20 protein-coding genes and 1 pseudogene are annotated in these 25,963 nt (G+C 61.2%); 9 read left to right on the top strand and 12 right to left on the bottom strand.

Annotation, left to right across the window (positions count from 1 at the left end; translation table 11 throughout):
* The first annotated feature begins 43 nt into the window (after window positions 1-43).
* Window positions 44-1,102 carry a diguanylate cyclase gene (locus tag U367_RS0108860; protein WP_028616628.1) on the top strand — a complete coding sequence of 353 codons (1,059 nt, stop codon included), beginning with the start codon at window positions 44-46 and terminating at the stop codon, window positions 1,100-1,102.
* A gap of 47 nt (window positions 1,103-1,149) precedes the next feature.
* Window positions 1,150-2,379 carry a M20/M25/M40 family metallo-hydrolase gene (locus U367_RS0108855; RefSeq protein ID WP_028616627.1) on the top strand — a complete coding sequence of 410 codons (1,230 nt, stop codon included), beginning with the start codon at window positions 1,150-1,152 and terminating at the stop codon, window positions 2,377-2,379.
* A gap of 302 nt (window positions 2,380-2,681) precedes the next feature.
* Here U367_RS0108855 and U367_RS0108850 read toward each other — a convergent pair whose 3' ends face one another.
* Together U367_RS0108850 and U367_RS0108845 are read right to left on the bottom strand one after the other, a co-directional pair.
* Window positions 2,682-5,765, bottom strand: a complete 3,084-nt coding sequence (locus U367_RS0108850) for an efflux RND transporter permease subunit (protein ID WP_028616626.1) — start codon at window positions 5,763-5,765, stop codon at window positions 2,682-2,684.
* A 2-nt stretch (window positions 5,766-5,767) separates the two neighbouring features.
* Window positions 5,768-6,874, bottom strand: coding sequence for an efflux RND transporter periplasmic adaptor subunit (locus U367_RS0108845; protein ID WP_028616625.1), 1,107 nt, complete (start codon window positions 6,872-6,874; stop codon window positions 5,768-5,770).
* Between the two features lie 102 nt (window positions 6,875-6,976).
* On the opposite strand from U367_RS0108845, the gene U367_RS0108840 reads away from it, so the two are divergent.
* The 3 genes from U367_RS0108840 to U367_RS0108830 all read left to right on the top strand — a co-directional run bounded on the left by U367_RS0108840 (window position 6,977) and on the right by U367_RS0108830 (window position 10,688).
* Complete coding sequence (locus U367_RS0108840; protein ID WP_028616624.1) at window positions 6,977-8,182, top strand: multidrug effflux MFS transporter; 1,206 nt, start codon at window positions 6,977-6,979, stop codon at window positions 8,180-8,182.
* A 76-nt stretch (window positions 8,183-8,258) separates the two neighbouring features.
* Window positions 8,259-9,125 carry a pirin family protein gene (locus U367_RS0108835; RefSeq protein ID WP_028616623.1) on the top strand — a complete coding sequence of 289 codons (867 nt, stop codon included), beginning with the start codon at window positions 8,259-8,261 and terminating at the stop codon, window positions 9,123-9,125.
* Between the two features lie 117 nt (window positions 9,126-9,242).
* On the top strand, window positions 9,243-10,688 hold the full coding sequence (locus U367_RS0108830) for a mechanosensitive ion channel family protein (RefSeq protein ID WP_028616622.1): 1,446 nt from the start codon (window positions 9,243-9,245) through the stop codon (window positions 10,686-10,688).
* A 4-nt stretch (window positions 10,689-10,692) separates the two neighbouring features.
* On the opposite strand, the gene U367_RS0108825 is transcribed toward U367_RS0108830, so the two are convergent.
* On the bottom strand, window positions 10,693-11,130 hold the full coding sequence (locus U367_RS0108825) for an Rrf2 family transcriptional regulator (protein ID WP_028616621.1): 438 nt from the start codon (window positions 11,128-11,130) through the stop codon (window positions 10,693-10,695).
* 143 nt (window positions 11,131-11,273) lie between these two features.
* On the opposite strand from U367_RS0108825, the gene U367_RS0108820 reads away from it, so the two are divergent.
* The gene (locus tag U367_RS0108820; RefSeq protein WP_028616620.1) at window positions 11,274-12,158 is read left to right on the top strand and encodes an NAD(P)/FAD-dependent oxidoreductase; all 885 of its coding nucleotides are present in this window, start codon (window positions 11,274-11,276) and stop codon (window positions 12,156-12,158) included.
* An 87-nt stretch (window positions 12,159-12,245) separates the two neighbouring features.
* Here the strand turns inward: U367_RS0108820 and U367_RS0108815 are convergent, their stop codons facing one another.
* A complete protein-coding gene (locus tag U367_RS0108815) occupies window positions 12,246-13,088 on the bottom strand; it encodes an alpha/beta fold hydrolase (protein WP_028616619.1) in 843 nt (280 codons plus the stop codon).
* A 333-nt stretch (window positions 13,089-13,421) separates the two neighbouring features.
* On the opposite strand from U367_RS0108815, the gene U367_RS0108805 reads away from it, so the two are divergent.
* Window positions 13,422-14,009 (top strand): LysE family translocator, encoded by a 588-nt coding sequence (locus U367_RS0108805; protein WP_028616617.1) that lies wholly within the window; start codon window positions 13,422-13,424, stop codon window positions 14,007-14,009.
* Here the strand turns inward: U367_RS0108805 and U367_RS0108800 are convergent.
* Together U367_RS0108800 and U367_RS01000000129965 are read right to left on the bottom strand one after the other, a co-directional pair.
* The gene (locus U367_RS0108800; RefSeq protein WP_028616616.1) at window positions 13,951-14,844 is read right to left on the bottom strand and encodes an AraC family transcriptional regulator; all 894 of its coding nucleotides are present in this window, start codon (window positions 14,842-14,844) and stop codon (window positions 13,951-13,953) included. The genes U367_RS0108805 and U367_RS0108800 overlap by 59 nt on opposite strands.
* 71 nt (window positions 14,845-14,915) lie before the next feature.
* Window positions 14,916-18,338, bottom strand: a complete 3,423-nt coding sequence (locus U367_RS01000000129965) for a hypothetical protein (RefSeq protein ID WP_073860008.1) — start codon at window positions 18,336-18,338, stop codon at window positions 14,916-14,918.
* Window positions 18,339-18,465: 127 nt separating this feature from the next.
* Between U367_RS01000000129965 and U367_RS1000000130755 the strand changes: the two are divergent.
* Window positions 18,466-18,810, top strand: a pseudogene (locus tag U367_RS1000000130755) (GNAT family N-acetyltransferase); the annotation flags it as partial.
* Between the two features lie 112 nt (window positions 18,811-18,922).
* Here the strand turns inward: U367_RS1000000130755 and U367_RS0108785 are convergent.
* Window positions 18,923-19,414, bottom strand: a complete 492-nt coding sequence (locus U367_RS0108785) for a GNAT family N-acetyltransferase (RefSeq protein ID WP_028616615.1) — start codon at window positions 19,412-19,414, stop codon at window positions 18,923-18,925.
* Between the two features lie 259 nt (window positions 19,415-19,673).
* Entirely contained in the window at window positions 19,674-21,089 is a 1,416-nt protein-coding gene (locus U367_RS0108780; RefSeq protein WP_028616614.1) for a purine-cytosine permease family protein, read from the bottom strand.
* Between the two features lie 219 nt (window positions 21,090-21,308).
* On the opposite strand from U367_RS0108780, the gene U367_RS0108775 reads away from it, so the two are divergent.
* A complete protein-coding gene (locus tag U367_RS0108775; protein ID WP_028616613.1) occupies window positions 21,309-22,220 on the top strand; it encodes a LysR substrate-binding domain-containing protein in 912 nt (303 codons plus the stop codon).
* A 104-nt stretch (window positions 22,221-22,324) separates the two neighbouring features.
* Here the strand turns inward: U367_RS0108775 and argE are convergent, their stop codons facing one another.
* From argE to U367_RS0108755, 4 genes are read right to left on the bottom strand one after another with little or no spacing between them, the layout of a single operon-like run.
* Window positions 22,325-23,470, bottom strand: a complete 1,146-nt coding sequence (gene argE / locus U367_RS0108770; protein ID WP_028616612.1) for an acetylornithine deacetylase — start codon at window positions 23,468-23,470, stop codon at window positions 22,325-22,327.
* Window positions 23,467-24,144: a DUF1028 domain-containing protein gene (locus U367_RS0108765; protein WP_028616611.1), complete on the bottom strand. Its 678-nt coding sequence runs from the start codon at window positions 24,142-24,144 to the stop codon at window positions 23,467-23,469. Before U367_RS0108765 ends, argE begins: the two co-directional genes overlap by 4 nt.
* Window positions 24,145-24,154: 10 nt before the next feature.
* Window positions 24,155-24,565 carry a RidA family protein gene (locus U367_RS0108760; protein WP_016969085.1) on the bottom strand — a complete coding sequence of 137 codons (411 nt, stop codon included), beginning with the start codon at window positions 24,563-24,565 and terminating at the stop codon, window positions 24,155-24,157.
* 23 nt (window positions 24,566-24,588) lie between these two features.
* Window positions 24,589-25,920 (bottom strand): flavin-containing monooxygenase, encoded by a 1,332-nt coding sequence (locus U367_RS0108755; protein ID WP_372514689.1) that lies wholly within the window; start codon window positions 25,918-25,920, stop codon window positions 24,589-24,591.
* Window positions 25,921-25,963 lie beyond the last annotated feature (43 nt).

Genomic DNA, 25,963 nt, shown 5'->3' with positions numbered 1-25,963 from the left:
GCCCTGTTAGACTCCAGGCATTCCTCCAGGATCTCACCTCACCATGTCAGCTGCAGAAGGCACCGGACTTCCGCTCGCTTCACGGCTGTACAAATCCCGTACCCTTGGGCTGACACTCGGTTTTGTCTGTGTGGTGTTCGGGATGTATCCCTTGGACCCCGCTGGGTGGGTGTGGGCCTGGATGGTGATCAACGCGTTTGCCTGGCCGCATGTGGCTTTTCAGTTGACGCTGCGCAGCACCAACGCTCTGCGCAGCGAGCGGCGCAACCTGTTGTTCGATTCCTTTTGCGGTGGGTTCTGGGTGGGCGCCATGCACTTCAATCCGCTGCCCAGCGTGACGACCTTGTCGATGATGACGATGAACAACGTGGCCATCGGCGGTCCGCGCTTCATGCTGGCAGGGTGGGTGGCGCAGGCGCTGGGTATCGGCACCGCGTTACTGATCTTTGCACCCGCGTTCATCGCCGTCACCTCTCAGGGGCAACTCTATGCTTGCCTGCCAATCCTGATGCTGTATCCGCTGGCGTTGGGCTGGATCTGTTATCGCCAGGCGGTGACACTGGCGCGGCACAAGCGCGAACTGCTGGCCCTGAGCCGCACCGACAGCCTGTCCGGCCTGCTCAACCATGGCGCCTGGAAGGACCATCTGGAAATCGAATTCCAACGCTGCCGCCGAGGTCCTGCCGGCGCCGCCATCGCGTTGATCGACATCGACCACTTCAAGACCATCAACGACACCTATGGTCATGTCACCGGTGATATCGTCCTGCGCCAGCTCAGCAAAGTGCTGCGCCAGAACCTGCGTGCCACTGACCTGGCCGGGCGTTACGGTGGCGACGAGTTCTGTGTGATCCTGCCCGACATGCCGCTCAACCGCGCCACTGAAGTGATGGATGCCCTGCGTGACCGTTTCAACGCCCTGGCCTACGCCCAGGACCCGACCTTGCGCGCCAGCTTGAGCATCGGCCTGGCGCCGTATCAACCGAGCCATGCCGACTCCACCCAATGGCTGAACGATGCCGACCAGGCGTTGTACGAGGCCAAGAGCAGCGGGCGCAACCGCGTCAGCTCGGTACAGGGGAGTTGGTTGCGATCGATCTAGTGGAGTAGGGTGTGGCGGCACCTTTCAACAAAAACAAGGATCGGTTCATGCTCTTCACCTTCCCCCGTACCCTCCTGGCCGCCACCCTGGCCCTGTCCTTCGCCCTGCCGGCCTACAGCGCCGAACCCCATAAACAGATCCAGGCGCAATCCGAACAGTACAAGGCCGAGGCCCTGAAACTGCTGGAGCGCCTGGTGAATATCGACTCGGGCTCAGGCTATGAACCGGGCCTGACCCAAGTGCGCGACATTGCCGTGGATGAGCTGAAACAGCTGGGTTTCTCTATCGAGCTGGTGCCGGACAAAGCGGCCAACAACAGCCACGTGGTCGCCACCCTCAAGGGCACCGGCAAAGCCAAGATCCTGCTGATGGCCCACATGGACACAGTGTTCAAGGAAGGCTCGGCCGCCGAACGCCCGTTCCATATCAAGGACGGCCGCGCCTACGGTCCCGGCGTGATGGATGACAAGGGCGGCATCGTCGCCGGCATCTATGCGCTCAAAGTCCTCAAGGACCAAGGCTTCAAGGACTACGCGCAGATCACCTTCCTGCTCGACGCCAGCGAGGAAACCGGCTCCGACGCCGCCTCCGACCTCATCCGCAAAACCGCCAAGGGCCACGACGTCACCCTCAACCTCGAACCCGGCCGCCCCGCCGACGGCCTCGTGGTGTGGCGCAAAGGCAGCGCCACCGCCGTGGTCGAAGTCAAAGGCAAAGCCGCCCACGCCGGCGTCGCCCCGGAACTTGGCCGTAATGCCGCCATGGAGGCCGCGCACCAGATCCTGCAACTGGGCAAGCTAGGGGATGAGGAGAAGAAAACCACCATCAACTTTACAGTGATCAAGGCGGGGGATCGTACCAACGTCATTCCTGACCAGGCCACTGCGAAGGCCGACGTGCGTGCGGCATTGCCGGAAGAGTTTGATCGCATAGAGAAAGACCTGGCGCGGGTCTCGGCGAACAAGCTCATCCCGGAGACCGAAGTGAAGACCAGCCTGCAGCGTGGGTTGCCACCTATGCCGCAAACGCCAGAGTCGGACAAACTGGTCGCGATCGCCCAGGGGATTTATGCGGAGTTGGGTAAGACGCTGACCATTGAAGGCAGCGGCGGGGCGGCGGATGCGAGCCTGTCGGCTGGGGTTGGGACGCCGACGTTGGATGGGTTTGGGATTGTTGGCGGGAATATTCATACGCCGGAGGAATATGCGGAGGTGGAGAGTGTGGTGCCGCGGGTTTATTTGCTGAGTCGGATGATTATGGAGTTGTCGAAGCGGTGATTTTCCGGTGATTGACATCCTTTTTGTGAGCAGGTGTGGTGAGCAGGCTTGCCCTGCGCTGGGCTGCGTAGCAGACCTAGAACAGTCGATGCCGATTTGCCTGAAATCCCCATCGCCTGGATTGGGGCCGCTGCGCGGCCCAGCGCGAGCAAGCTCGCTCACCACAGGGGCCTCCGGCGCCGACGCCCTGCGGCTGATGCCCAGAAAGCCAACGCACTCAATAGAAAATCCATCTGCAATCCCTCGCACTGTGTGATCAGGCGAGGGACTTTGCAGAGGTTTTCAGGTGATATCTGTAGAGCTTATCTCGCTGTTACGTGGGAGGTTTCAGCAGTTTTTGTGCGCGTTCGCCCCAGCACCAGACTGCACAACGCCGGCAGGAACAGCAGCGTCAACACCGTCCCCACCAACACCCCGCCAATCAGCACATAGGCGAGGGACGACCAGAACACCGACAACGTAAGCGGAATAAACGCCAGCGCCGCCGCCAGTGCCGTGAGGATCACCGGCCTTGCACGCCGCACCGTGGCTTCGACGATCGCCTCTCGGATCGCCATGCCATGCTCCTGGTTCTGGCGGATCTGGTCGGTAAAGATCAGCGTGTTGCGCATCAGGATCCCACCAATCCCGATCAAGCCCAGGATCGCGTTGAAGCCGAACGGCTGGTTGAACAGCAACAAGGTCGGCACCGCGCCGATCAACCCCAGCGGCGCCGTGGCGAAGACCATGAACATTACGCCGAACGAGCGTACCTGGAACATGATCACCGTAAGTGTCAGCAGGATCATGATCGGGAACAGCGCGGCCAGGGCGACGTTGGCCTTGGCGCTTTCTTCCACCGGGCCGCCGATGTCGATCTGGTAACCGGCGGGCAGCTTGGCGATCAGCGGTTGCAGGTCTTTGTACACGGCCATTTCCACGTCGGGCGGTTGCACGCCGTCGATGATGTCGGCGCGCACTTCCACGGTGGTCGCGCGGTTGCGGCGCTTGAGGATCGGTTCTTCCATCACCGCCTGGAAATGCCCGACCTGGGCCAATGGCACTGAGGTGCCGGCGCTGTTGGTCAGGGTCATGTTGTTGAGGTTGCCGAGGTCTTCACGTTGGCTGCCCTGGGCACGGGCGACGACGGAGACGGTGCGGTTGCCTTCACGCACTTCGGTGATCGGATTACCGCTGAGCAAGGCATTGAGCTGGGACTTGACCTCGTTAGGCGTGAAACCCAGCAAACGCAGGCGGTCTTGATCCAATACCAGGCGATAGCCGCTGGTGCGCTCGCCCCAATCGAGGAAGGCGTCCTTGGTCAGCTTGTTGGCGGCGACGACTTTGCGCACGTCTTCGGAGACCCCGCGCAGCACGTCCACGTCAGGGCCGGACACACGGAACACCACGGGGAACGGCACGGGCGGACCGAACAGCAACTGCGTCACGCGCACCCGCGCCGCAGGAAACTCACCGGCGGCAATGCGTTCACGCATGCGCAGTTTCAAGGCGTCACGAGCGTGGGAGTCCGGGGTCTGCACGATCAGCTTGGCAAATGCCGGGTCCGGCAGTTCGGGGTTCAGCGACAGGAAGAAACGCGGTGCGCCGCCGCCCACATAGGTGTCGACCATTGTGGTTTGCGGCTCTTGCAGCAGGGCTTTTTCCAACTGCGCAGCCACCGCTTCGGTGCTTTTGAAGGCGCTGCCGGGCGGCATGTACACCTCAAGAATCAGCTCGGAGCGGTCGGAATTGGGGAAGAACTGCTTCTTCACCACGCCCATGCCCAGCACGCACAGCACAAACGCCGACACCACCAGTGCGGTGACCAGCCAGCGCCCACGCACGCAGGCTTCGACCAATGCCCGCAGCTTCTGGTAGTAACGCCCGGCATAGATTGCGTCATGGCCGCCAGGCACCGGCTTGATCTGCGGCAGCAGTTTCACGCCCAGATACGGCGTGAACACCACGGCCACCAGCCAGGACGAGATCAGCGCAAAGCCGACGATCCAGAAGATGTTGCCGGCATATTCCCCGGCACCGGAGCGGGCAAACCCCACCGGCAGAAAGCCGATGATGGTGACCAGCGTGCCGGTCAGCATCGGCGCCGCCGTGGAACTCCAGGCAAAGGTGGCGGCGTGAATACGATCGAAACCTTCCTCGAGCTTCACCACCATCATCTCGATGGCGATGATCGCGTCATCCACCAGCAAACCCAGGGAAATGATCAGCGCGCCGAGGGTGATGCGGTCGAATTCACGCCCGGTCAGCAGCATGATCACAAACACCACCGACAAGGTCAGCGGCACCGCTGCTGCCACCACCAGGCCCACACGGAAACCCAGGGCCAACAGGCTGATCACCATCACCACCGCGAGGGCGACGAAGAATTTCAGCATGAACTCATTCACTGCCAAGCTGATGTTCTTCGCCTGGTCGGAGACCTTGGCGAAGTTCACGCCCAGCGGCAAATCGGCCTGGATCCTGGCTTCCTGGGCCTTGAGGCTCTTGTCCAGTTCCAGGCCGTTCCAGTGTTTCTCCATGATCACGCCCAGCATCAACGCGGGGTCGCCCTGGTGACGGATGCGGTAGCTGGGCGGGTCTTCATAGCCTCGGCTGACGGTGGCTACATCGGCGATGCGCAACACGCGGCCATTGACTTCCAGCGGCACGTTTTCGATCAGCGACAGGCTGTCGAACGCACCGTCGATACGGATATAGGCGCGGGCCCCGGCGGTCTCGACGAAACCCGACGGCGCCACGGCGTTTTGTGCGGCCAATGCAGCAAAAATCTGATCCGGCTTGATGCCCAGGGTTGCCAGGCGCTCGTAGGAAAACTCCACAAACACCCGCTGCGCCTGTTCGCCAAGGATATTGACCTTCTTCACCCCCGGCAGGTTGAGCAAACCCTGGCGCAGGTCTTCGGCCATCTGCACCTGTTGCCGATGAGGCAGGTGTTCGGCTTCCAGAGCGTACAGCGCGAAATACACATCGGAATATTCATCGTTGAAGAATGGCCCGATCACCCCCTTGGGCAGCTTCGCGGCTTCATCACTGAGCTTTTTACGGGTCTGGTAGAACAGGTCCTGGATTTCGCTGGGGCGCGTGGACTCCTTGTAGGTCATGCGCATCGACACGAAACCGGGTTGGGCGATGGTCTCGACGCGGTCGTAGTAGTCCAGTTCCTGCAAGCGTTTTTCCAGGCGGTCGGCCACCTGTTCCTGCATTTCCTGGGCAGTGGCGCCGGGCCAGGCGGCGGTGATGGTCATCACTTTGACGGTGAAGGAGGGGTCTTCCGCGCGTCCCAGTTTGCCGAAGGAGAAGATCCCGGCGGCGAGGATCGCGATGATCAGGAACAGGGTGACCGCGCGATGTTTGACCGCCAGTTCGGAGAGGTTGATACCGCGCATGCTCAGTTGTCCTGTTTGCGGTTGAGGGCCAGTACTTGCGCGGGCAGCAGGCGCACGGCGTCACCGCTGTGCAGCAGGTGTGCGCCGAGGGCAACGATGACCTGGCCGGGGGCAACACCACTGTTGAGCAGCGCGTCTTCCTGGCCGAGGCTGGCGACGTTCACGGGAGCAAAGCTGACTTTGTCATCTGCGCCGATCAGCCACACGCCGGTGCCTTGTCCCGCGTCATGCAGTGCGCCGATGGGCACGCGGGTTTGCTCGGCCTGGCCGTTGCCTTGCAGGCGCACGGTGATGGTGGAACCGAGGGCGAAGCGGTCGACGGCGCCGTGCAGCACGTAGCGGGCACGGTAGGTGCGGGTGGTCGGGTCGGCGCTGGCAGAGAGTTCGCGCAACGTGGCGCTCACCGCTTGGTCAGGCGCGCCGAAGGGGAAGGCCAGGGCTTTCCGTGAGGCCTGGTCGCGCTGGTTTTCCGGCAGGTTGACGATGGCTTCGCGGGCACCGTCGTGGGCCAGGCGCGCCACAATCTGCCCTTCGGCGACCACCTGGCCGCGATCCACACGCACGTCGGTGATGATGCCGTCGCCATCGGCTTTGAGCACGGAGTAGGTGCGACGGTTTTCGATCTGGCTGGCGTCGGATTGCGCCGAGGCCAGCTCGGCTTCGGCGACGCGCAGGTTGGTCGCGGACTGGTCGAAGATCTGCCGCGACACGGCGCCGGTATTGGCCAGGCGCTGGTAGCGGTTTTCGTCGTCACGACGCTGGCGCAGTTGTGCCTGGGCGGCGTTGACGCGGTTCTTTGCCGAGCGCAGGGCCAGTTCGAAGTCGCCGATGTCCAGTACCAACAGGGTGTCGCCACGGGACACGTGCTGGCCAGGATCGACCTTGCGTTCGATGACTTTGCCGCTGACCCGGAAACCCAGGTCGCTTTCGGTACGTGCCGCGACCACGCCGGTATAGGCGCTCTGTTGGGTGCCGGCGGCTTCGACTTTGGCCGCGAGGACCGGGCGCGGTTGAGGGACTTCGGCGGCGGTGTCGGCTTTGCTGTTGCAACCATTGAGGACGATCAATAGGGCCAGGGGCGTGAGAAGACGCAGGGGAAGAGGGTGCATGGCGGGCTCCGGGGATAACCGTTGGGCAAAAAATTATGGACATAATTTTTTACGCATATTATGGTCGAAATATAAATTAATCCAGCCCCCCGGATACACCTCATGACAAATGCCCCGGTCCCCTCGCGAAGCCTGCTGTTTTTACTGGTGGCCCTGACGGCACTGGGTGAGGTTTCGACCCAATTGATCATCCCTGGTCTTGGCGCCATCGAGCAGGCATTGGCAGCGCCAGCCGGCTCGGCATTGATGGCGCTGTCGGCATTTGTCGCTGCCTTTGGTCTCGGGCAATTGCTGTTCGGCCCGCTGTCGGACCGTATCGGCCGGCGTCCGGTGCTGATCGGCGGCCTGGTGCTGTACGTACTGGCGACCTTGTCGATGCTGTTGGTCCACGATATCCACCAGTTCATCGCCGCCCGCGTGCTGCAAGGCCTGGGCGCCTGCGCCGCGTTGGTACTGGCGCGCACGGTGGTGCGGGACGTATGGAAGGCCGAGGCGGGGCCTGCACTGGCCTTGACCATGATCGGCATGCTCTACGCCATTGTGGTGGCACCCATGGTCGGTGGCCTGTTGATCAAACTCTTCGGCTGGCACGCGCCGATCGTCCTGGCGCTGGTGATTGGCAGCGTAGTGTTGCTGCTGGCCTTACTGTTCTTTCGCGAGAGCAACCACTACCTCGATCCCAAGGCCGGCCACTGGCGCACCCTCGGTGGGCAATACCTGGATCTGCTCAAGGGCCGTCAATACCGTGCGTTCGCCGTGGCCTTGGCGTGCACCTATGGCGCGATGTTTGCGGTGATTGCCGGTTCTTCGGCGGTGTTTATCAACCTGCTGGGCTTCAGCACTCTTGAGTACGGGATCAATTTTGGCCTGATCGTGTCGATGCTCATCGTCGGTTCCACCTACACCCGACGCAATATCCTGCGCCTGGGTCCCCAGAGGATTGTGGCGATGGGCGTGACGATGGTGGCCATCGGCGGGGTGTCAGCGCTGGTCATTTATGCGCTGTTTGGCCTGTCGGTACTCGGCCTGGATATTCCGATCGCGCTGGTCACCTTGGGCGGCGGCCTGGTGCTGCCAGGGTCGGTGACGGGTGGCGTCATGCCCAACGCACACCGCGCCGGTCTGGCGGCAGGCTTGATGGGGTTTGCGCAGATGTTCGGCGCCACCTGCAGCGGTGTCTTGCTGAGCCAACTGCGCGATGGCAGTGCCGCGCCGATGATCATCATCCAGGCCTGTTTTGCGCTGACGGCCTTTGTCGCGTTTCATTTGCTGCGTCAGCGCCAGGTCAAGGGATTGTCCTATACGTAGGACGATCCAGGCCGCTTTTGCCGGCTAGTGCCCAACGGCCAGCGGCCTTATGGTGTATGCACTTTGGAGGTACACCATGAAAAAGCTTATCGGCATCTACACCAGCCCTCGCGGCCATTGGGTCGGCGACGGTTTCCCGGTGCGCACGCTGTTTTCCTACGACACCATGGGCAAGCACATCAGCCCATTCCTGCTGCTGGACCACGCCGGTCCAGCGGATTTCACTCCGACCGAACAACGTCGCGGCGTCGGTCAACACCCTCATCGCGGCTTTGAGACCGTGACCATCGTCTACGATGGCGAAGTCGAACACCGCGATTCCACCGGCGCCGGTGGCACCATCGGCCCCGGCGACGTGCAATGGATGACTGCCGCCAAAGGCATTCTTCACGAAGAGTTCCATTCCGAAGCGTTTGCCCGTAGCGGCGGGGCGCTGGAGATGGTGCAACTGTGGGTCAACCTGCCGGCCAAGGACAAAATGGCCGACGCCGGTTACCAGACGATTGTCGATGGCGACATTCCGGTACTGCCGTTGGCCAACGACGCCGGGCAACTGCGCCTGATTGCTGGCGAGTTTGCTGGCACCCAAGGCCCGGCCCGCACCTTTACGCCTATCGACGTGTGGGACTTGCGCCTCAACGCCAGCAAGCCCGTCACTTTGGACCTGCACGAAGGGCGTAATACAGCCCTGGTGATCCTGCGCGGTACGGTGTTGGTCAATGGCGCGGAAGTTGCGCGCCAGGGGCAATTGGCGCTGTTTGAGCGTGATGGTCGCCAACTGACACTGGAGGCCAACGACGACGCCAAGGTGTTGCTGCTCAGTGGCGAACCCATCGACGAGCCTATCGTCGGGCATGGCCCGTTCGTGATGAATACCGAGCAGGAGATTCATCAGGCGTTTGCGGACTTTCAATCCGGTAAATTCGGCCAGATGCACATCTGACAGCTAGTGGTAATCCCCTGTGGGAGCGAGCAAGCCCGCTCCCACATTTCGTTTTGCGCTATACCCGATATCTCCAATTCATGCGATCTTCACGGCATTCACCCTGGAGTCGCCTGGATGCCCTCATTTATCGCTGATCACCCGATGTTGTGCGCCCTGGCGCTGATCTTTATCGACATTGCCGTGTGGCGCCTTATTTCCGTCAACCTCGCCAACTGGAAGCTCGCGGCGCGGTTGGCGATCTTTGCCGTGTACAGCGCCGTGCTGTTCAACGACGGCATGAACCCCATGCAAATGGCACCCTATGCGGACAACACCGCATTGCACCTGGCGGCCACTGCTTTGCAGATCGGCTGGTGGCTGTTCGCGGCGCGCACGCTGACGGTGTTGCTCGGTGCGGTGATGATGCAGCGCGTCGGGCATACCGGGCGCCTGTTGCAGGACCTGGTTGGCGCCGTGATCTTCCTGATCGCGATCATCGCCGCCATGGCCTATGTGCTCGACCTGCCGGTCAAGGGCGTGCTCGCTACTTCCGGCGCGGTGGCGATCATTGTCGGCCTGGCGCTGCAAAGCACGTTGAGCGATGTGTTTTCCGGGATTGTGCTCAACACCACCAAGCCGTATCAGATCGATGACTGGATCTCTATCGACGGCACCGAAGGCCGCGTGACCGATATTGACTGGCGCGCCACGCGTCTGCAAACCTCCCAGGGCAGCCTGGCGGTGATCCCCAACTCCCTGGCGGCCAAGGCCAAGATCATCAATTTCTCGCGCCCGGCGGACATGTTCGGCCTCTCGGTCAGCCTGCAAGTCAGCCCCCATGCGCGCCCGCAAACGGTGATCGAGGCGCTGGAGCGGGCGATGCAGGGGTGTCGGCCGCTGCTGGGCAAGCCGGCGCCGAGTGTGGCGTTCAAGACCTCGGCCAGTGGTGGCGTCGAGTATGAAATCAGCGGCTTTGTACCGGCCATGGCCCTCAAGCGGGAGGTGCGCAACCAGCTTTACGACCTGGCCTTCCGTCACCTGCAAGCGGCGGGCGTCGGCCTGCTGTCGGCCACTGAAAGCAGCGCGCCGCCGGCGATGTCCGCCGCACGCGCGCTGCTTGAGCGCTCGTCGATTTTCTCCACCTTGCGCCAGGAAGAGAAAGACACCTTCAGCCAGAACATGACCCTGCACACCTACCGTGCCGGCGAGATGATCCTGCCGGCCGGGGAGGTCAGTGATCATTTGTTTATCGTCGAATCCGGGGTGGTCTCGGTGATGCTGACCAAGGGTGGACACAAGTTCGAAGCCGGGCGGATGGGGCCGGCGGAGGTGATTGGCGAGGCGGGTATTCTGTCAGACCAGGCGGCGCTGGCGGATTTCTCAGCCAAGACCTTCTGCACCCTGTACCGCATCGAGAAGGAATACTTGAAGCCCTGCCTGGATGCGCGGCACGACATCAGCGAGGCCATGAAAACCTTGCTGGATTTCCGCCTGCACGCCGCGCAGGCCTTGACTCAGGACGCGCCGGTGGTACCCGTCAAGAAGGGTTTCCTGCAATGGTTGCGCAATCGCGGGTTGTAGCCGGTCAACGCGCCATGGCGATGCGATAGCGCTGGTCAAAGTCATTCGCCAATTGTTCCAGCGTTACATCCCCCAGCCGCGCCAGCAACAACGACTGAGCCTGGTCAAAGGCATCGGTCAGCGCTGCGTTCACCGCCTGTTCCACCAGGCATTGCGGGTGGTCGGTCGACAGGCCGATGGCAAATATCGACGGCGTGCCCAGGGCGTTGTGAATCTCCAGCAAGGTGATCTCACTCAGGGGCTTACCCAGGCTCCAGCCGCCCTGGTGACCTTTCTCCGAGCGTACATACCCTTTTTCCCTGAGCAGCCCGAGTGTGCGCCGCACCACTACCGGGTTGGTGCCGAGCATTTGCGCGATAGTCTCCGAGGTTGCGCGCTCTTCATGGCGACCCATGTGGATAAGTACGTGGAGCATGCGCGACAGTCGGGTGTCATTTCTCATCAATAAACCTCAGGGTGATTCGGACCAAAGTATCGTTCGTAACCTAAAAAGTTGCGAGAGTCTTGACGCAGTATTTTCACGTAACATATGGTGTGTCGTGAAAGCATTCGGACAACCGAATGCATAAAGCAGGGATCACCATCATGATGTACGACGTCATTATCGTGGGCGGCAGCTATGCCGGTCTGTCAGCGGGCTTGCAACTGGCAAGGGCGCGACGCCAGGTGCTGGTGGTTGATGCGGGGCAACGGCGCAACCGTTTTGCGGCAACGTCTCACGGTTTCCTCGGCCAGGATGGCCAGGCTCCGGAGGCCATCGTTGCTCAAGGCCGCAGCCAGTTGATGCAGTACCCGACGGTCACTTGGGTGCAAGACAGCGTGATTGAGGCGAGTGCAGAATCACAAGGGTTTGCCGTTCGCAGCGAATGCAACGGTACCTTTCACGCCAAACGCCTGATCCTGGCCACTGGGGTGGTGGACACGTTGCCCGCCATCGAAGGCCTCGAACAGCGGTGGGGCAAGCACGTTTTCCATTGCCCTTACTGCCACGGCTACGAGCTGGACAAAGGCCGCATCGGTGTGTTGGCAACTTCACCCCTGGCCATGCACCACGCACTGATGCTGCCGGACTGGGGCACCACCACGTTGTTCACCCAAGGCGTGTTCACCCCGGATGCCGAACAACAGGCGCAGTTGGATCGGCGTGGCGTCAGCGTGGAAAGCGGCGCGGTACGGCGCATCTTCGGCGAGCGAGCCGACCTGCAGCTGGACGATGGCCGAGTGTTCAGCCTCGACGGCATCTTTACGATGTCTCGCACCCAAATCAGCCCTTTGGCCGCGCAACTTGGCTGTGAGTTTGACGACGGCCCCACCGGTGCTTACCTGCACACCAATGACATGCGCCAGACATCCATGCCTGGCGTGTTTGCCTGTGGCGATGCGTCCCTCGCCGCCGGATCCGTAGCGCTGGCCGTGGCGGAGGGCGTGCGCGCCGGAGTCGGCGCGCATTTTTCGTTGATCAACGGTTGAGGTACACCGGGCTGTCCGTGGACAACGAAGCCTTTACCGCCAGGTTCATGATCGGTGATCAACACTGCGCGCCGGCGGGTACAGCGTCTATTTGCTGTCAAGGAAGCCCAGTACGGCCGCATTGAACAACGCCGGGTCCTGCAGGAACGCAAAGTGGCTGGTGTTCGGCAGGATCAACAGGCCAGCACTTGGAATGGTCGCTGCCATGTACTCGGTGTGTTCGCGCTTGATTGCTTCGTCATGGTCGCCGTCGGCAATCAGGATCGGCGTCTTGATGCTCTGCAGTTGGGCGTCGGTCCAGTTCGGCTGGCTGGCCCACATATGGCTGATCTGCTCGACAAACGCGTCGTACTCTTTAGGCGTCGGCGACAGTTTGGCGTACTCCTTGCCAGCACGTTCGATAAAGGCGGCGAAGGTCGGATTTTTTTCCACGGCGTCCTTCACACCCGAGGTCTGGGTGTTGGCGGCGAAGGCGAATACTTTGCCGATACGGTCCGGGTGACGCAGGGCCAGGTCGATGCCGATGATGGCGCCGTCGCTCCAGCCGACGATATCGGCGCGGGGGATCTTCAGGTGGTCGAGCACGGCCACCACATCGTCGGCCATCAGGTCATAACCGTAAGGTTTGTCATCCCGCGAACTGCGCCCGTGGCCACGGCTGTCGATACTGATCACCGTGTGCTTGGCCGCCAGCGCCTTGACCTGGTTGCCCCAGTAATCGGAGTTGGACAAACCGCCATGCAGCAGCACCACGGGTGAGCCATGACCGGTGCGGGTGTAGTAGACCTTGATGCCGTTGACGGCAGCGTAGCCGGTTTTCGCGCCCGTCACGGCGGCGGGAGTCGGCGGCAGGGTTTCCCAGCGTTCAGCGGCTTGAGCCGCAGAAAAAGACAGCATCAGGCAGGCAACTGCTAACAGGCGACGTGACATAGCGGTTCCTTCTTTGCGATGAGTAGGGGCTGAACTCTAGCATCGGCTCCTACACGGCAAATACGCATTTTTGCCTATCAAAACCGGCCTTTCGAAAGAAAAAAATGCAGTTATATCAATGGAATAAAAGCATCTAAACGACCTTGTGGGTGATCAGGCCATTGGCACAATCGATCAGCGTGTTGCTGGTCGAGCGTGGTTGCCAGCGCAGCTGCAGGCGGGCTTTTTCCGTCGAGTGGCTAATCCGACGAGGGTCATTTTGTTCAATACCGCGATCTGACTCGCCGTTTACCGTGGCCACACCATCACGGTTTCGAACAAAAAGGAGTTGCAATGAGCTTGATTATTTCCATGGCTGCCTTCGCCCTGGCCACGTCCATCACGCCGGGTCCGGTGAATGTGGTGGCGCTGAGTTCGGGGGCTCGCTTCGGTTTTGTCGCCAGCCAGAAGCATGTGTTCGGTGCTGCCGTCGGCTTCACGCTGTTGCTGGTGTTGATTGGGCTGGGCTTGCATGAGGTGCTGGTGCGCTGGCCGATTTTGACCCAGTTGATCCAGTGGGGCGGGGTGGCCTTCCTGCTGTACATGGCCTGGAAACTGGCCGCGGACGATGGCCGGCTGGATGCCGAGGGCGCCGCAACGGCGCCGTCGATGGTCTATGGGGCGATCATGCAATGGCTCAACCCCAAGGCGTGGCTGGCCTGCGTGGCCGGGATGGGCTTGTTTGTGGCGGATGGCGATGCCGCACAGGTCTGGCTGTTTGCGGCGCTCTATCTGGTGATCTGCTACCTGTCGGTGGCGTGCTGGGCCTACGCTGGTACATTCCTGCGCCGCTACCTCGGCAACCCTCAGGGCGTTCGCGTGTTCAACCGCTCGATGGCCGCGTTGCTGGTGGCCAGTGTGGGTTATTTATTGATGGCTTGAGCCGGTCGCGGTACTGCCCCGGTGTGGCAGCAAAATGCTGCTTGAAGGTGCGCTGGAAGTGCGCCTGGTCGGCAAAGCCTGCGGCCAGCGCGACATCGGCGATCAGTTCCCCCTGGCGCAATTGCGCGCGGGCAAACTGGATACGCTGGTTGACCAGGAATGCATGGGGCGTCAGGCCGTAATACTGCTTGAATGCACGGATCAGGTAGGACGGTGAAAGCTCGGCTGCTACACAGATATCTTCCAGTTTGAGGGCGTCGGTGCAGTGTTCGCGGATGTAGTCGGCGGCGCGTTCCAGCTTGTGGTTGACCTCACGCACCGGCGTGCCGGAGGGGTTGAGGCGCTGTTGAACTTCAGTGAAGTAACTCACCAGCGCGCTCTGTTTTTGCAGGTGTTCGGCCTGTTCATCCGCCAGTATCCCGTACAACTCCAACAGGCCATCGTAGAGCACCGTGTCCCGGGTGTAGGGCGTGTTGAATGGGCGGTAACCCTGGTCCGTGCCGAACCCCAACTGGTGCTGCAAGTCGGTCAGCCAGGGCGTGTCGATGTACAGCATCTGGTAGGACCACGGCTCATTGGCGATGGGGTTGCAGGCGTGTACGTCGCCAGGGTTCATCAACACCACCGTGCCGGCGCTGATCTCAAACGTTTCGGCGCCGTAGTGGTAATAGCTGCGTCCGGTGGTGACTACTCCGATGGAGAAATGCTCATGCGCGTGACGGCTATAGGTCACCTTGCGCCCATCGGCGATGGTGCGCGCTTCAACGAAGGGCAGGCGCTCGTCGCGCCAGAAGCGGGGCGAATCCAAAGGGTGAGTGATGGCGTTCGGCAACATGAAGAGGGTTCCATCCTGAGCGACGTCGAGCGGCGATCATTACACAGCCCGGCGCCCCATCGCCATGCTTGTCAGACCAGCAACGCCGCGCGGTCGCCATTGGGCACCAGGCGATTGATATACGCTGTCCACGGGTCGTACCCGCCAGCCGCCTGTTCAAGCGTGAGCGGGTTGGCCGCACGCTCGCGCAGCGCCGCACTGCCCAGCAGCAGTTGGCGCTGGACGATCAGCGTCGCCAAAGCGCTGGAGCGTGCGGAGTTGAATGTCTGCGGCGCGCGGGGCCTGCGCTCATCCGGGTTGCGCCATTGGGGCATGGGCAGGGTGAGGTCGAGTTTGCGGATGATCACTTCGGGTTGCAGCGACGGGAGCGCAGATTTATCGGGCGCACGGCCTTCTGCATAGGCGGGCCAGTTGAATCGCTTCCACGCATGGGGCCTGGGCGTGTTGCCCTCGGCAGTCGCCTGGATGACGTTGGCGTATTCAAGGTCGCGTCGCGGCAGGATGACATGGTGCAGGGGGAAAAATTCATAGAAATACCGGTCGCTGAAGTACTGGACATAAACCAGTGTTGCAAACCGGCCATGAGTGGCTGCCTTGCTGAGGCTGAAGCACTCAACCTGTCCATACTCCAGTGCTTCGCGTCTTGGCAGTGACAAATGTGACAGCCAGTGAGTGACGGTCTCCACATACGCCACCTGCAATTGATCCAGCCTACGGGTGAAGGCGTTGCCAAATCGGGCGTTGATGTTGTTCAGTTGGTGGAAGTTCTTCGCCACTTCCGGGTAGTCGAGGCTGCCTTCGGACGTGCGCCAACGCTTGGCCTGAGCTTTCAGCTCACCTGCCATGTGCAGTTCAACCAGGGTGTACTGCTTTGTATCCGGCGGCGATTCCAGGATGGGTGCTTGCAGCTCTGTCTGTTGCGGGTAGACCCGTTGCAGGTCTTGAAGCGCTGTCTCGTGAAGCGAAGTGAACGCTGAAGAGAAGGTCTCCAGCGCATTTTTCAGGCGCTCGCGTTGTTCGTTGAGCGCCTTTATGGCGTCGTTGGTCTCAATGGCGGTGTAAGTCTCGCCCTTTGCCAACACGCCGTTGGCGACCGCCCAATCAACAATCGGCGCGGTTACATTGTTATGGTTGAGAAATCGTGTCCATCTGGCTGACGCCGGCATGTGGGCGAGGGTCATTAAGTCGTCGTAGCTCAGTTGACGCGACGAGCCCGACAATTCCTGCTCGGTGTACATGACGTAGTGTTTGAACAGCACCCAGGCTTGGGAGGTCATGAAGGGCAATGCTTCTGGAATATTTCGAATCAGGAACTCCGGCGATTTGTTGGACAGCAGCACGTGTGCGGCCAGGGCTGCTGTTGGGCGTGAAAGCGCCGTCAGGCTGGCTTCGATGATTTCGCGGACGAACGCAAGGGACTCCCCCCATAGGTAGCTGTCCGTCAGGTCGAACACGTTGATCGAACCCTGGGGTGCATTCAATGCAGGGTCCAGGCTCAGTATCAGCGCGGCCAGCACCAATGCCTTACGGCTGGCACGGGTGGTGGTTTCACCGGCGTCGCGCCCATGCCAATCGACCTGGTTTGACAACTCTTCGCCGAGCGCCAGGGCGCGGGTGGAATGCAGTAGGTGAGACAGCAAAAAGTCTGCTTCGGCGCGCACGTCGTGCACAGGCCTGTCTTTCAGGATCGGTTCGCTAAGGTAGGTAAACAGGTGGGAGTACGTCTGCGGAAGGGTGCGCCGACTGATATCGAGGATCAGCTGGTTTTGGGGCCGCGACAAGGTCCAGCGTGAAGGTTGCGCCAGGGTCAGTGCTCCCCAGTACTGGCTGGACTGAGGTTTGATGGTCAAAGGGATTGCCAGCAGGCGAGCGGTCTTAAGTGCTTCACCCGCGTTGCTGGGGGCTTCGACGTCACAGAGCGCGAGCGCCTGCTTGAGGGAGACCTCGCCATTACTGCGCAATTCGCCTCCGTTGTTTCGGACGGCAATCAGCAGCGGCGGTAGCAGCGCTCGCAGGCGCTCGTTCTCCAGTACTTCAGCACTGAGTTGCTTCCACTGCCCGTCCAGCCCCCGGGCGCCCATATGCGCAACGGTGAGTAACACATGGCTTCCCGGGTCAATGCCTTTAGCATCGCGCAGGGCGATGAAATCCGGGTGCTCTGTCAGCTTCACCAGCAATTGACGGGCCTTTTCCAGCCCAGGCCCGAAGACATCCGGGTCCATGTCGACGATCCGGTTGAGCTCGATTCTATCCGCCGCTTGTTTACCTAAAGCGGTTTGTTGCAGCGCGACCTGCATGTGGTAACGATCATTTAGCAGGCCCAGGTAGTAGCGATGGGCATAGACCGCAGAGAAGGAGCGTGCCCATTCACTGATGTAGGGCACGACAGGTGGCGACCATTGGCGTAACAACGCCAGCAGTTGCGTCAAATCGCCTCCGCTGGCAGGGCGTTCGATACCGTAGACGGACAACAAGGAGGCCACGCTGAATGTCTCATCCTGGTACACATTGCTCTGGAGTGTGGCGGCCAGTCGCTCCAACTCTTGCCACCGAGGTGTATCCGAGGGCGGAATATAACGAGTGTTGTTCTGACGGCTGGGCGGGAGGATGCACAGCGCGCGCATTTCGTAATCGTAATAGTAGCTGGCGGTTTTTTCGGCATCCCTGTCGAGGCCCAGTTTCCCGATAAGCGCACCCAGCAGTCGGGTCGCGTATTTCATGGTATGGGCCAGCAGCGAGTCAGAGCGCAAGGCGATGTGTTTGCGGTACACCTGGAGCCAATCAAAATCTTGGTCGCCGTTGCGGGTTTCCTCCAGTACGCGAATCAACTGCTGGTAGTCCAATTGCTGGTTCTTCAGCTCGCTATGAATGACCGACTTGCTGTGGCCGCTGTCATCAATGCCAGGAAAACCGTTGAGCGCGTGTAGCTCATCGACAATCACCTGCACCTGCAAGCTGTTGTCGGGCAGCGGGTAGCCATGGAAGGCAAGGGCCAGTTTCAAGGGCAATGTGCGGTCCTCGATCTCGAAACGGTTGCCCAGATAGGGCATGCCAACGTTGCCGGTGTCGATGACTTGGGTGATCGCCAGGATCGGGTACGCCACTTCCCGCCATCCCGAATCATCAGCCAGTGTGAAGGTGTGCAACGGCGCGTGGTAGGGCGCCTGTTTCCTCGCTTGTAAACGGGTGCCTTGCAGAAACAACGTTGGCAGGTCCAGGTCAAGAGCATCTGCCCAATCCAGAAAGGCCGGTTGATTGATCGCTTTCCAGTACACGGCCAGCCAACTGCTGAGTAGTGAGTCTTCGGGAATGGTGACGCGCAGCTCATGCAGCGAGCGCGGCGGGGTTGGGCCTAATGCCACTGACAGTGTGTTGATCAGGTTGGCGGCCAGGGTCTGGCTGGCCTTGAGTCCCATGCTTTGTGCCTGGCTCAGATAGTCGGGTGAAGGGGAGAGGTTTTCAACGGGTTGGGTGAAATGACGCAGATGCTCCATGGCGATGAGGCTCGCTGAGTAAAGGGAGCTTACATCGTCCAATGCCCTGGCGTTGGACGACAGGGGGCGCTTCCTCTCGGGCGGTGGCTTAAATCAGCCGCTTGAGTAGGCGGTTAGATATCCCTTCGTTGCCGAAACCAACGGCCACCTTGTCGGTTTCGCCCAAATCAAGTGGCGTGCTGAACACGCGGTGATCTCAGCGCCCGATGTTGCTGAACTGCAACGCCTGTACCTCCAAGAGCGCTTCACTGGCCTGGGCATCGGCTATCGACTGTTGACGGCGGCCGAGGAGCGGGCGGCGCAAGGGGGCGCTTCATTGTTGTGGGCGACCGTGTGGGTGGGGAATGAACGGACCCTGGGAGTTTATCCAAAACGTGGCTACGTGTTACTCGGTTCGCCGACGTATAGCTTCCAGGGCGAAACCCATCAGAACCGCTTGTTTGGCAAAGCGCTGTCTCTCACAACTGCATAGGCAGAAATACCCGGCTGCTACCCTCAGGTTTGCAGGGCACTTCACCGAACGAGAATACGCTCGGCATCGGGGGTTGGTTGGTCGCTGATTTCAACATGCGCTGCGTTCATCTCTAGAGCGCCATGACCATTTCATGCCACGCCATGCCACCGTGATCCGACGGCGAAGGTCGCACATAGTCATAGCCCATGCGCTCGTACAACGGCACGTGATGTTTTTTGCACATCAAGTGAATCGCCTGCTTGCCCATGGTGCGCATGCGCTGCACAAACTCTGTCATCAACGCCTTGGAATAGCCCTTACCCTGATGCGCCGGGTCGACCACCACCGACATGATCACCACATTCGGCGCCTCGGCCGAATGGCCCACCAACTCCTTGAACGCCTCGTCCGACATCACCACGTCATAAGCGCAACCGCAGTTGATGAAACCCACGGTTTGGCCCTCGGCCTCCAGAATCAAAAAGCCTTGCGGGTACTGCGCAATGCGCGTGGCGATCTTTTCCAGGGTCGCGGCTTCGTCGCCTTCGTAGGCGCTGATCTCGATGTCAAAGCAACGGGCGGCGTCGGCGGCTACGGCGTTGCGGAAGGTGAGGGCGGGCATGGACGTTTCCTGAGGCGTTGAGCGAGAGGCCACATGATAGACAAACATCGACCCCAGCAACACAAAACCCCCTGTAGAGCACTCCCTAAAGACCTGAATGGGCTTGTTGTGGTGAGTGAGCTTTCTGTGGTGAGCGGGGCAAGCCCGCTCACCACAACAAGCCGGTTTGCCATAAAAAAGCATCTGACGAGCTATCCAAAAATTAGAAAACCCGCCAAGGCGGGGTTTCTGATTGCTCAAGTTGCAGGCGGCGAATGTATCAAACCCCGCCCACCAGCTTCCCCCCCTCCATCCGGCGCTTATACGCACTGTCCCGGCTCGCCAACCAGAAATACAACGGCGACGTCACCACCAACCCAACCACCCAGGACAAGTCCGCCCCGTTGATGTGTTCCGAAATCGGCCCCACATACAGCGGCGTATTCATAAATGGAATCTGCACCACAATGCCGACCGCATACGCCAACAGCGCCTGTGGGTTGTACCGCCCGTAAATCCCGCCATCCACGCGGAAGATCGAGGCAATGTCGTATTTGCCCTTATGGATCGCGTAGAAGTCGATCAGGTTGATCGCCGTCCACGGCACCAGTACCACCAGTAGCACCAGCACCATGTCGACGAAGTGGCCGATGAAGTCCTTGGAGGCAAACACCGCGGCAATCGCACAGGCCGCCAGCACCAGGATCGAGATCACCGCGCGGCTTTTGGCCGTTGGAATCCAGCGGTAGGCAAAGGTCTGCACCAGGGTGATGATCGACAGTACGGCACCGTACAGGTTGAGGGCGTTGTGGCTGATCACGCTGAGCAGGAACAGCACCAGCATCAATGGGCCGATCGCGCCGGTGGCGAGTTTGACCGCGTCCATGGTGTCCATGCCGACTGGCGTGGCGAGGACGGCGACGGCGCCGAAGATGAACGACAGGCTGGAGCCCAGGGCCGAGCCGAGGTAGGTGGTCCAGAAGGTGGATGCGACCGGCACGTCTGCCGGCAGGTAGCGGGAGTAGTCGGACACATAAGGGGCGAATGCGATTTGCCACAGCGCCGCCAGGGACACGGTTGCCAGCCAACCGGAGATGTTGAATTCACCGCGGGTCAGGAAGTCGGTGGTTTGCACGTGAGTAAAAATATAGCCAAACCCCAGCACGATCCCGGCGCCCAACACCCAAGTGCCGATGCGGTTGAGCACGTGGATGAAGCGGTAGCCGATGATGCCGATGATCCCGGAACCAATGGCGCCGATCACGATGCCCACCGGCACGGGCACCGCGTCGACTACGCCGTGCAGGGATTTACCCGCAAGTACGATGTTGGAGGCGAAGAAACCGATGTACATCACGCCGGCGATCACCACCACCAGCAAGGCGCCGAGGGAGCCGAACTGGGCGCGGCTCTGGATCATTTGCGGGATGCCCATTTGCGGGCCCTGGGCTGAGTGCAGCGCCATCAGCACGCCGCCGACCAGGTGGCCGACGAGGATGGCGACGATGCCCCAGAGGAGGTTGAGGTGGAACAGTTGCACACCCAGCGCACCCGTGACGATCGGCAGCGGCGCAATGTTGCCGCCGAACCACAAGGTGAACAGGTCTCTTACCTTTCCATGGCGATCTTCCGGAGGCACGTATCCAATCGTGTGTTTTTCGATAAGCGGGGCGGAGGATGTTGCAGTGGTGACCATGACGAACTCCAAGGCAAGGTGAGTACGTTGACGTACTTCGCTGTGCGCCACGTGCGCGGCGCTTTGTTGTTGGAGTGATGATCTGCAATGGGCGCAGGGAGGTAAATTAGTAAGTTTGTTGCTATAGACCTTAAAAAATATAGCTCGCAGCCGTGCCGCGCTCCGGTATGTTGCCTACACCTGTTTAGCGGGCGAAGTCCCACGTTTCTGGAGGTCCCGATGGCTGCGTACAACCTGCGCCAACTCAGATATTTCGTCACCACGGCCGAATGCGGCAGCGTCGCCGAGGCCTCGCGCAAGCTGTACATCGCGCAGCCGTCGGTGTCCACGGCGATCAAGCAGTTGGAAGACAGCTTTGGCGTGCAGCTGTTTATCCGTCATCACGCCCAGGGGGTGTCGCTGACGCCCAGCGGCGCACGCTTCTATCGCAAGGCCCTGGAACTGCTGCGCGTAGCCCATGAGTTCGAGCAGAACGCCCTCGCGGACAATGACGTGGTGGCGGGGCAAATCGATATCGGCTGCTTTGAAACCGTGGCGCCGCTTTACCTGCCCCGCTTGATCGCCGGCTTCAAGGCGCGTTGGCCGGGGGTGGAGATCCGCATTCGTGATGGCGAGCAGCAGGAACTGGTGCAGGCGTTGACGGCGGGCAGTATCGACGTGGCGATGCTGTTCGAACATGACCTGGGCACGACCATCGAAACCACGCCATTGATGCCGCCGCAGCAGCCCTATGCGCTGTTGCCGGCGGATCATCGTTTCGCGCAGCAGGCCAAGGTCTCACTGGCGGACCTGGTGCTGGAACCGATGATCTTGCTGGATGTGCTGCCGAGTCGCACCTACTTCGTGAGCATCTTTGAAGAGCGCGGGCTGACGCCGAATATCGTGTTCAGCTCGCCGTCCATCGAGATGGTGCGGGGGATGGTGGGGCGGGGGTTCGGGTTTTCCATCCTGGTGACCAAGCCGTTTACCGAATACACCTACGATGGCCAGAAAGTGTTGTGTGTGCCGTTGGCAGAAACGGTGACCGGTTCAGGCTTGTCGGCAGTCTGGCTTCGCCGCGCGCCGTTGACCAAGCCGGTGCAACTGTTTGTCGATTACTGCCGCGAAGAACTCGCCCGACTCCTCGCCTAGGGCTCCGGCCGTAGGAACCGAGCTTTTGTAGTGAGCGAGCTTGCCTCGCACGGGGCAAGCCCACTCACCACAAAAACAAGGCCACAGGGATTTGCATGAAGTGTTCAGGCGCGAATCGAGTCCAGCATCCGCCCCAGCATAGCGTCACACCCCGCCAGTTGCTCCAGGCTGACAAACTCATCCGGCTTATGCCCCTGGTCCATGCTCCCCGGTCCGCACACCACCGTGGGAACGCCCACGGCGTCAAACAACCCACCTTCAGTGCCAAACGCCACCGTGCCGAACGCCCGCGAGCCGGAAAACGCCGCGATCAACTCCGCCGCCTGGCTGCGCTCATCGGTGACCAAGCCTGGGTAGGCCGACAACTCAGTAAAGTGAATCGCACTCTGCGCACTCACCGCCTGCATGCGCGGCAACACCTGCTGCTCGGCGTAGGCCTTCAGTTCTTCAGCCACTTCGGCGGGGTCCTGCGACGGCAACGCACGCACTTCAAAATCGAACCGGCAATCCGCCGGGACGATATTCAGGGCCTTGCCACCGCTGATCACACCGGTTTGCACCGTGCTGAACGGCGGATCAAACCGCGCATCCTGGGTCTCCCGCAGCCGCTGGCCAATCCGTCCCAGCTCACCAATCAGCTCGGCAGCATGCTCAATCGCATTCACGCCATACGGTGCGTAGGCCGAATGGCATGCCTCGCCGTGCACGTCGCAGCGCATCGCCAACTTGCCCTTGTGGCCGAGCACCGGCTTGAGTTCGGTCGGTTCGCCGATGATGCACAGCATGGGTTTCACTGGCCGTTCTTCAAGCACCTTGAGTAACGAACGCACGCCCAGGCAACCGACTTCTTCGTCATAGGACAGTGCGATGTGCACCGGCATCCGCAACGGCGCCGCGACCAACGCCGGCACCAGTGCCAACACGCAGGCGATATAACCCTTCATGTCGGCGGTGCCGCGCCCGAACAGCTTGCCGTCGCGTTCGGTCAGCTCGAACGGCGGTACGGTCCAGGGCTGGCCGTCCACCGGTACCACATCGGTGTGCCCCGACAGCACGATCCCCGGCAACTCAACCGGACCCACGCTGGCAAACAAATTGGCCTTGCTGTGATCTTCGTTGTAGACCAACTCGCTGGATACCCCGAAACCGGCCAGGTAATCGCGTACAAACTCGATCAGTTGCAGGTTGGATTCGCGGCTGGTGGTGTCAAACCCCACCAGCGCCTGCAGCAGTTCGCGGCTGGTGCTCATCGGTCGTCTCCGGCCACGCCGTAGCCAGGGGAGCGGTCCGGGGCAAGGGCGCGGTCGATGTAGTCCTGCAATTGCGGGCGATAGGCCTCCCAGAGCTTTTGCAATTCAAGGATCGGTTGTTCATCGGCCCAATCCACGCGCAGGTTGATGATCGGCCAGGTCAGTTCGCCCACCACCACCAGCGCGGCGGAGTGCACCGGGCCGGCTTCGCCACCGGCGGCGATGGCGGCATGCATCGCCGCTAGCAACCGGTCCGCCAACTGGCCTTCACCTTGCTCGAAGGCCGTGATCATCGCCTCGATCACCGTGCGGTCGGCGAGCATGTTGCCCGCCGCCACACATTGTTCGCCCGACACGGCGTTATGGGTGCCGAGGGTTTCGCTGCCGCTGAAATGCACGCTGCGGCCCAGGTGATCAATCGCCGTCAGTTGCCGGTACTGGCTGTAACCGTTGCGCGTCAGCGCCTTGTCGACCGCATCGGCGGGTGCGAGGCCTTGCTCCAACAGGTCCAGCACGTCCGGGCCCAGGGCCGGGAGGGTGATGTTCTGGGTCGACACCGCGCCCACGCCGGGCCGCAGCCACGGGCAACGGGCACCTACGGCAATGCTCGATGAGCTGATGGCAATGCCCAGCTGGCCGGTTTCGGCACAACGGCCGACGATTGAAAAGGTCATGTGCGGCTCCTTACTCTGGAATAACGGCGATCACATCGATTTCCATCAACCACTGCGGCTGACCGAGCGCCGATACGACCAGCCCGGTGGAAATCGGGAACACGCCCTTGAGCCATTTGCCGACTTCCTGATACACCGGCTCGCGGTAGCGCGGGTCGATCAGGTAGGTGGTGGTCTTGACGATATGCGACAGGTCGGAACCGGCCTCTTCCAGCAGTTGCTTGACGTTTTTCATCGCTTGCTCAGCCTGGGCGCGCGGGTCGCCAAGGCCAATCAGGTTACCTTCGAAATCCGTGCCCACCTGGCCGCGCACGTACACGGTATTGCCGGCACGTACGGCCTGGCACAGGTCGTTGTCCAGGCTCTGATTAGGGTAGGTTTCCTTGGTGTTGAACATGCGGATGCGAGTGTGAGTAGGCATCAAAAACTCCGGCAATAAAGGGATCAGGCGCTGACAGGGGAGGGACGAACCACCGGGGCGGCTTCGCGGTATTCAAGGTATTGACGCTGGATGGCGATGTGGTCGGCCACATACTTGGCGTCATGCCAGACGCCCCAGATAAACGATGAACCCCGACGCGATTGCCATGGCAAGCCGAGGAAGTAGATCCCGGCTTCGCTGGACACGCCGCGCTGGTGCTGGGGCTTGCCGGCTTCGTCGAAGGCGGCGACCTTCAGCCAGCTGTAGTCCACGGCAAACCCGGTGGCCCAGATGATCGAGGTGACACCGGCCTGGGCCAGGTCCAGTTCCAGGATCGGGTGCTTGATGCAGTCGGCGTCAGGGAATACGCGACGGGCTTCGGGCTCCAGCGGCAGATCGACGCCGTTACGCTCGATATAGGCGTCGGCTGCGTCCAACAGGGCCAGGTAGTTTTCATCGCCGCGTGCCAGGTTTTCCACCAGGTTCGGCTGGAAGCTGGCGACACTGCCGTTGAAGGCTTGCGTGAGGCCGACCAGGGTCATGCCTTGCTGGGCCAGCTCACGGAAGTCGATGGTCTTGCCGCCGTGTGCGCCGCTGACCGCGATGGTCACGTGCTCACGGCCGGGTTTCATGGCCGCCTGGTCCCACTCGCCCAGCACCCCCAGCCACCAGCAGAAGTCGCGATTGCGATAGGCGCGGGGCGGGCGGTCGTGGGCACCGACCGAGAGATACACCTGGCGTCCGGAGCGCTGCAATTCATCGGCGATCTGCACGCCGGAGGAACCCGCGCCCACCACCAGCACCGCACCGGCCGGCAATTGCGCGGGGTTGCGGTAGTCGGCGGAGTGGATCTGGTGCAGCGCGCTGTCTTTCGGCGCGATGGCCGGAATCACTGGTTTTTGGAACGGCCCGGTGGCGGCGACCACACGGTTGGCCTCGATCACGCCTTCGCTGGTGTGCACGGTAAAGCCTGGGCGGCCGACATTACGCACCACGGACAGCACATCCACGCCGGTACGGATCGGCGCATTGAACTTGCGGGCATAGGCTTCAAAGTAATCCGCCACATGCTCTTTCGGCGCAAATCCATCCGGAGCGACCGTGTCGAATTCCAGCCCCGGAAAGCGGTCATGCCAGGCCGGCCCATTGGCCACCAGCGAATCCCAACGCCCGGTGCGCCAGCGCTCGGCGATACGGCTGCGCTCCAGCACCAAGTGGGGCACCCCTTGCTTGCTCAGATGCTCGCTCATGGCCACGCCAGCTTGGCCGGCGCCTACCACCAGCGTGTCTGTTTTTGTTATTGCTTGAGTCATGTCTCTGTCCTTGCGTAATGCAGTTGGATTCAGCGTTGGCATGACTTCAAGGCTAGGGGGAGGGGGGTTATAAATAAAATATTAT

The organism is Pseudomonas canadensis (assembly GCF_000503215.1).
Lineage (GTDB): Bacteria > Pseudomonadota > Gammaproteobacteria > Pseudomonadales > Pseudomonadaceae > Aquipseudomonas > Aquipseudomonas canadensis.
This window is presented reverse-complemented; position numbering and strand designations above follow the sequence as displayed.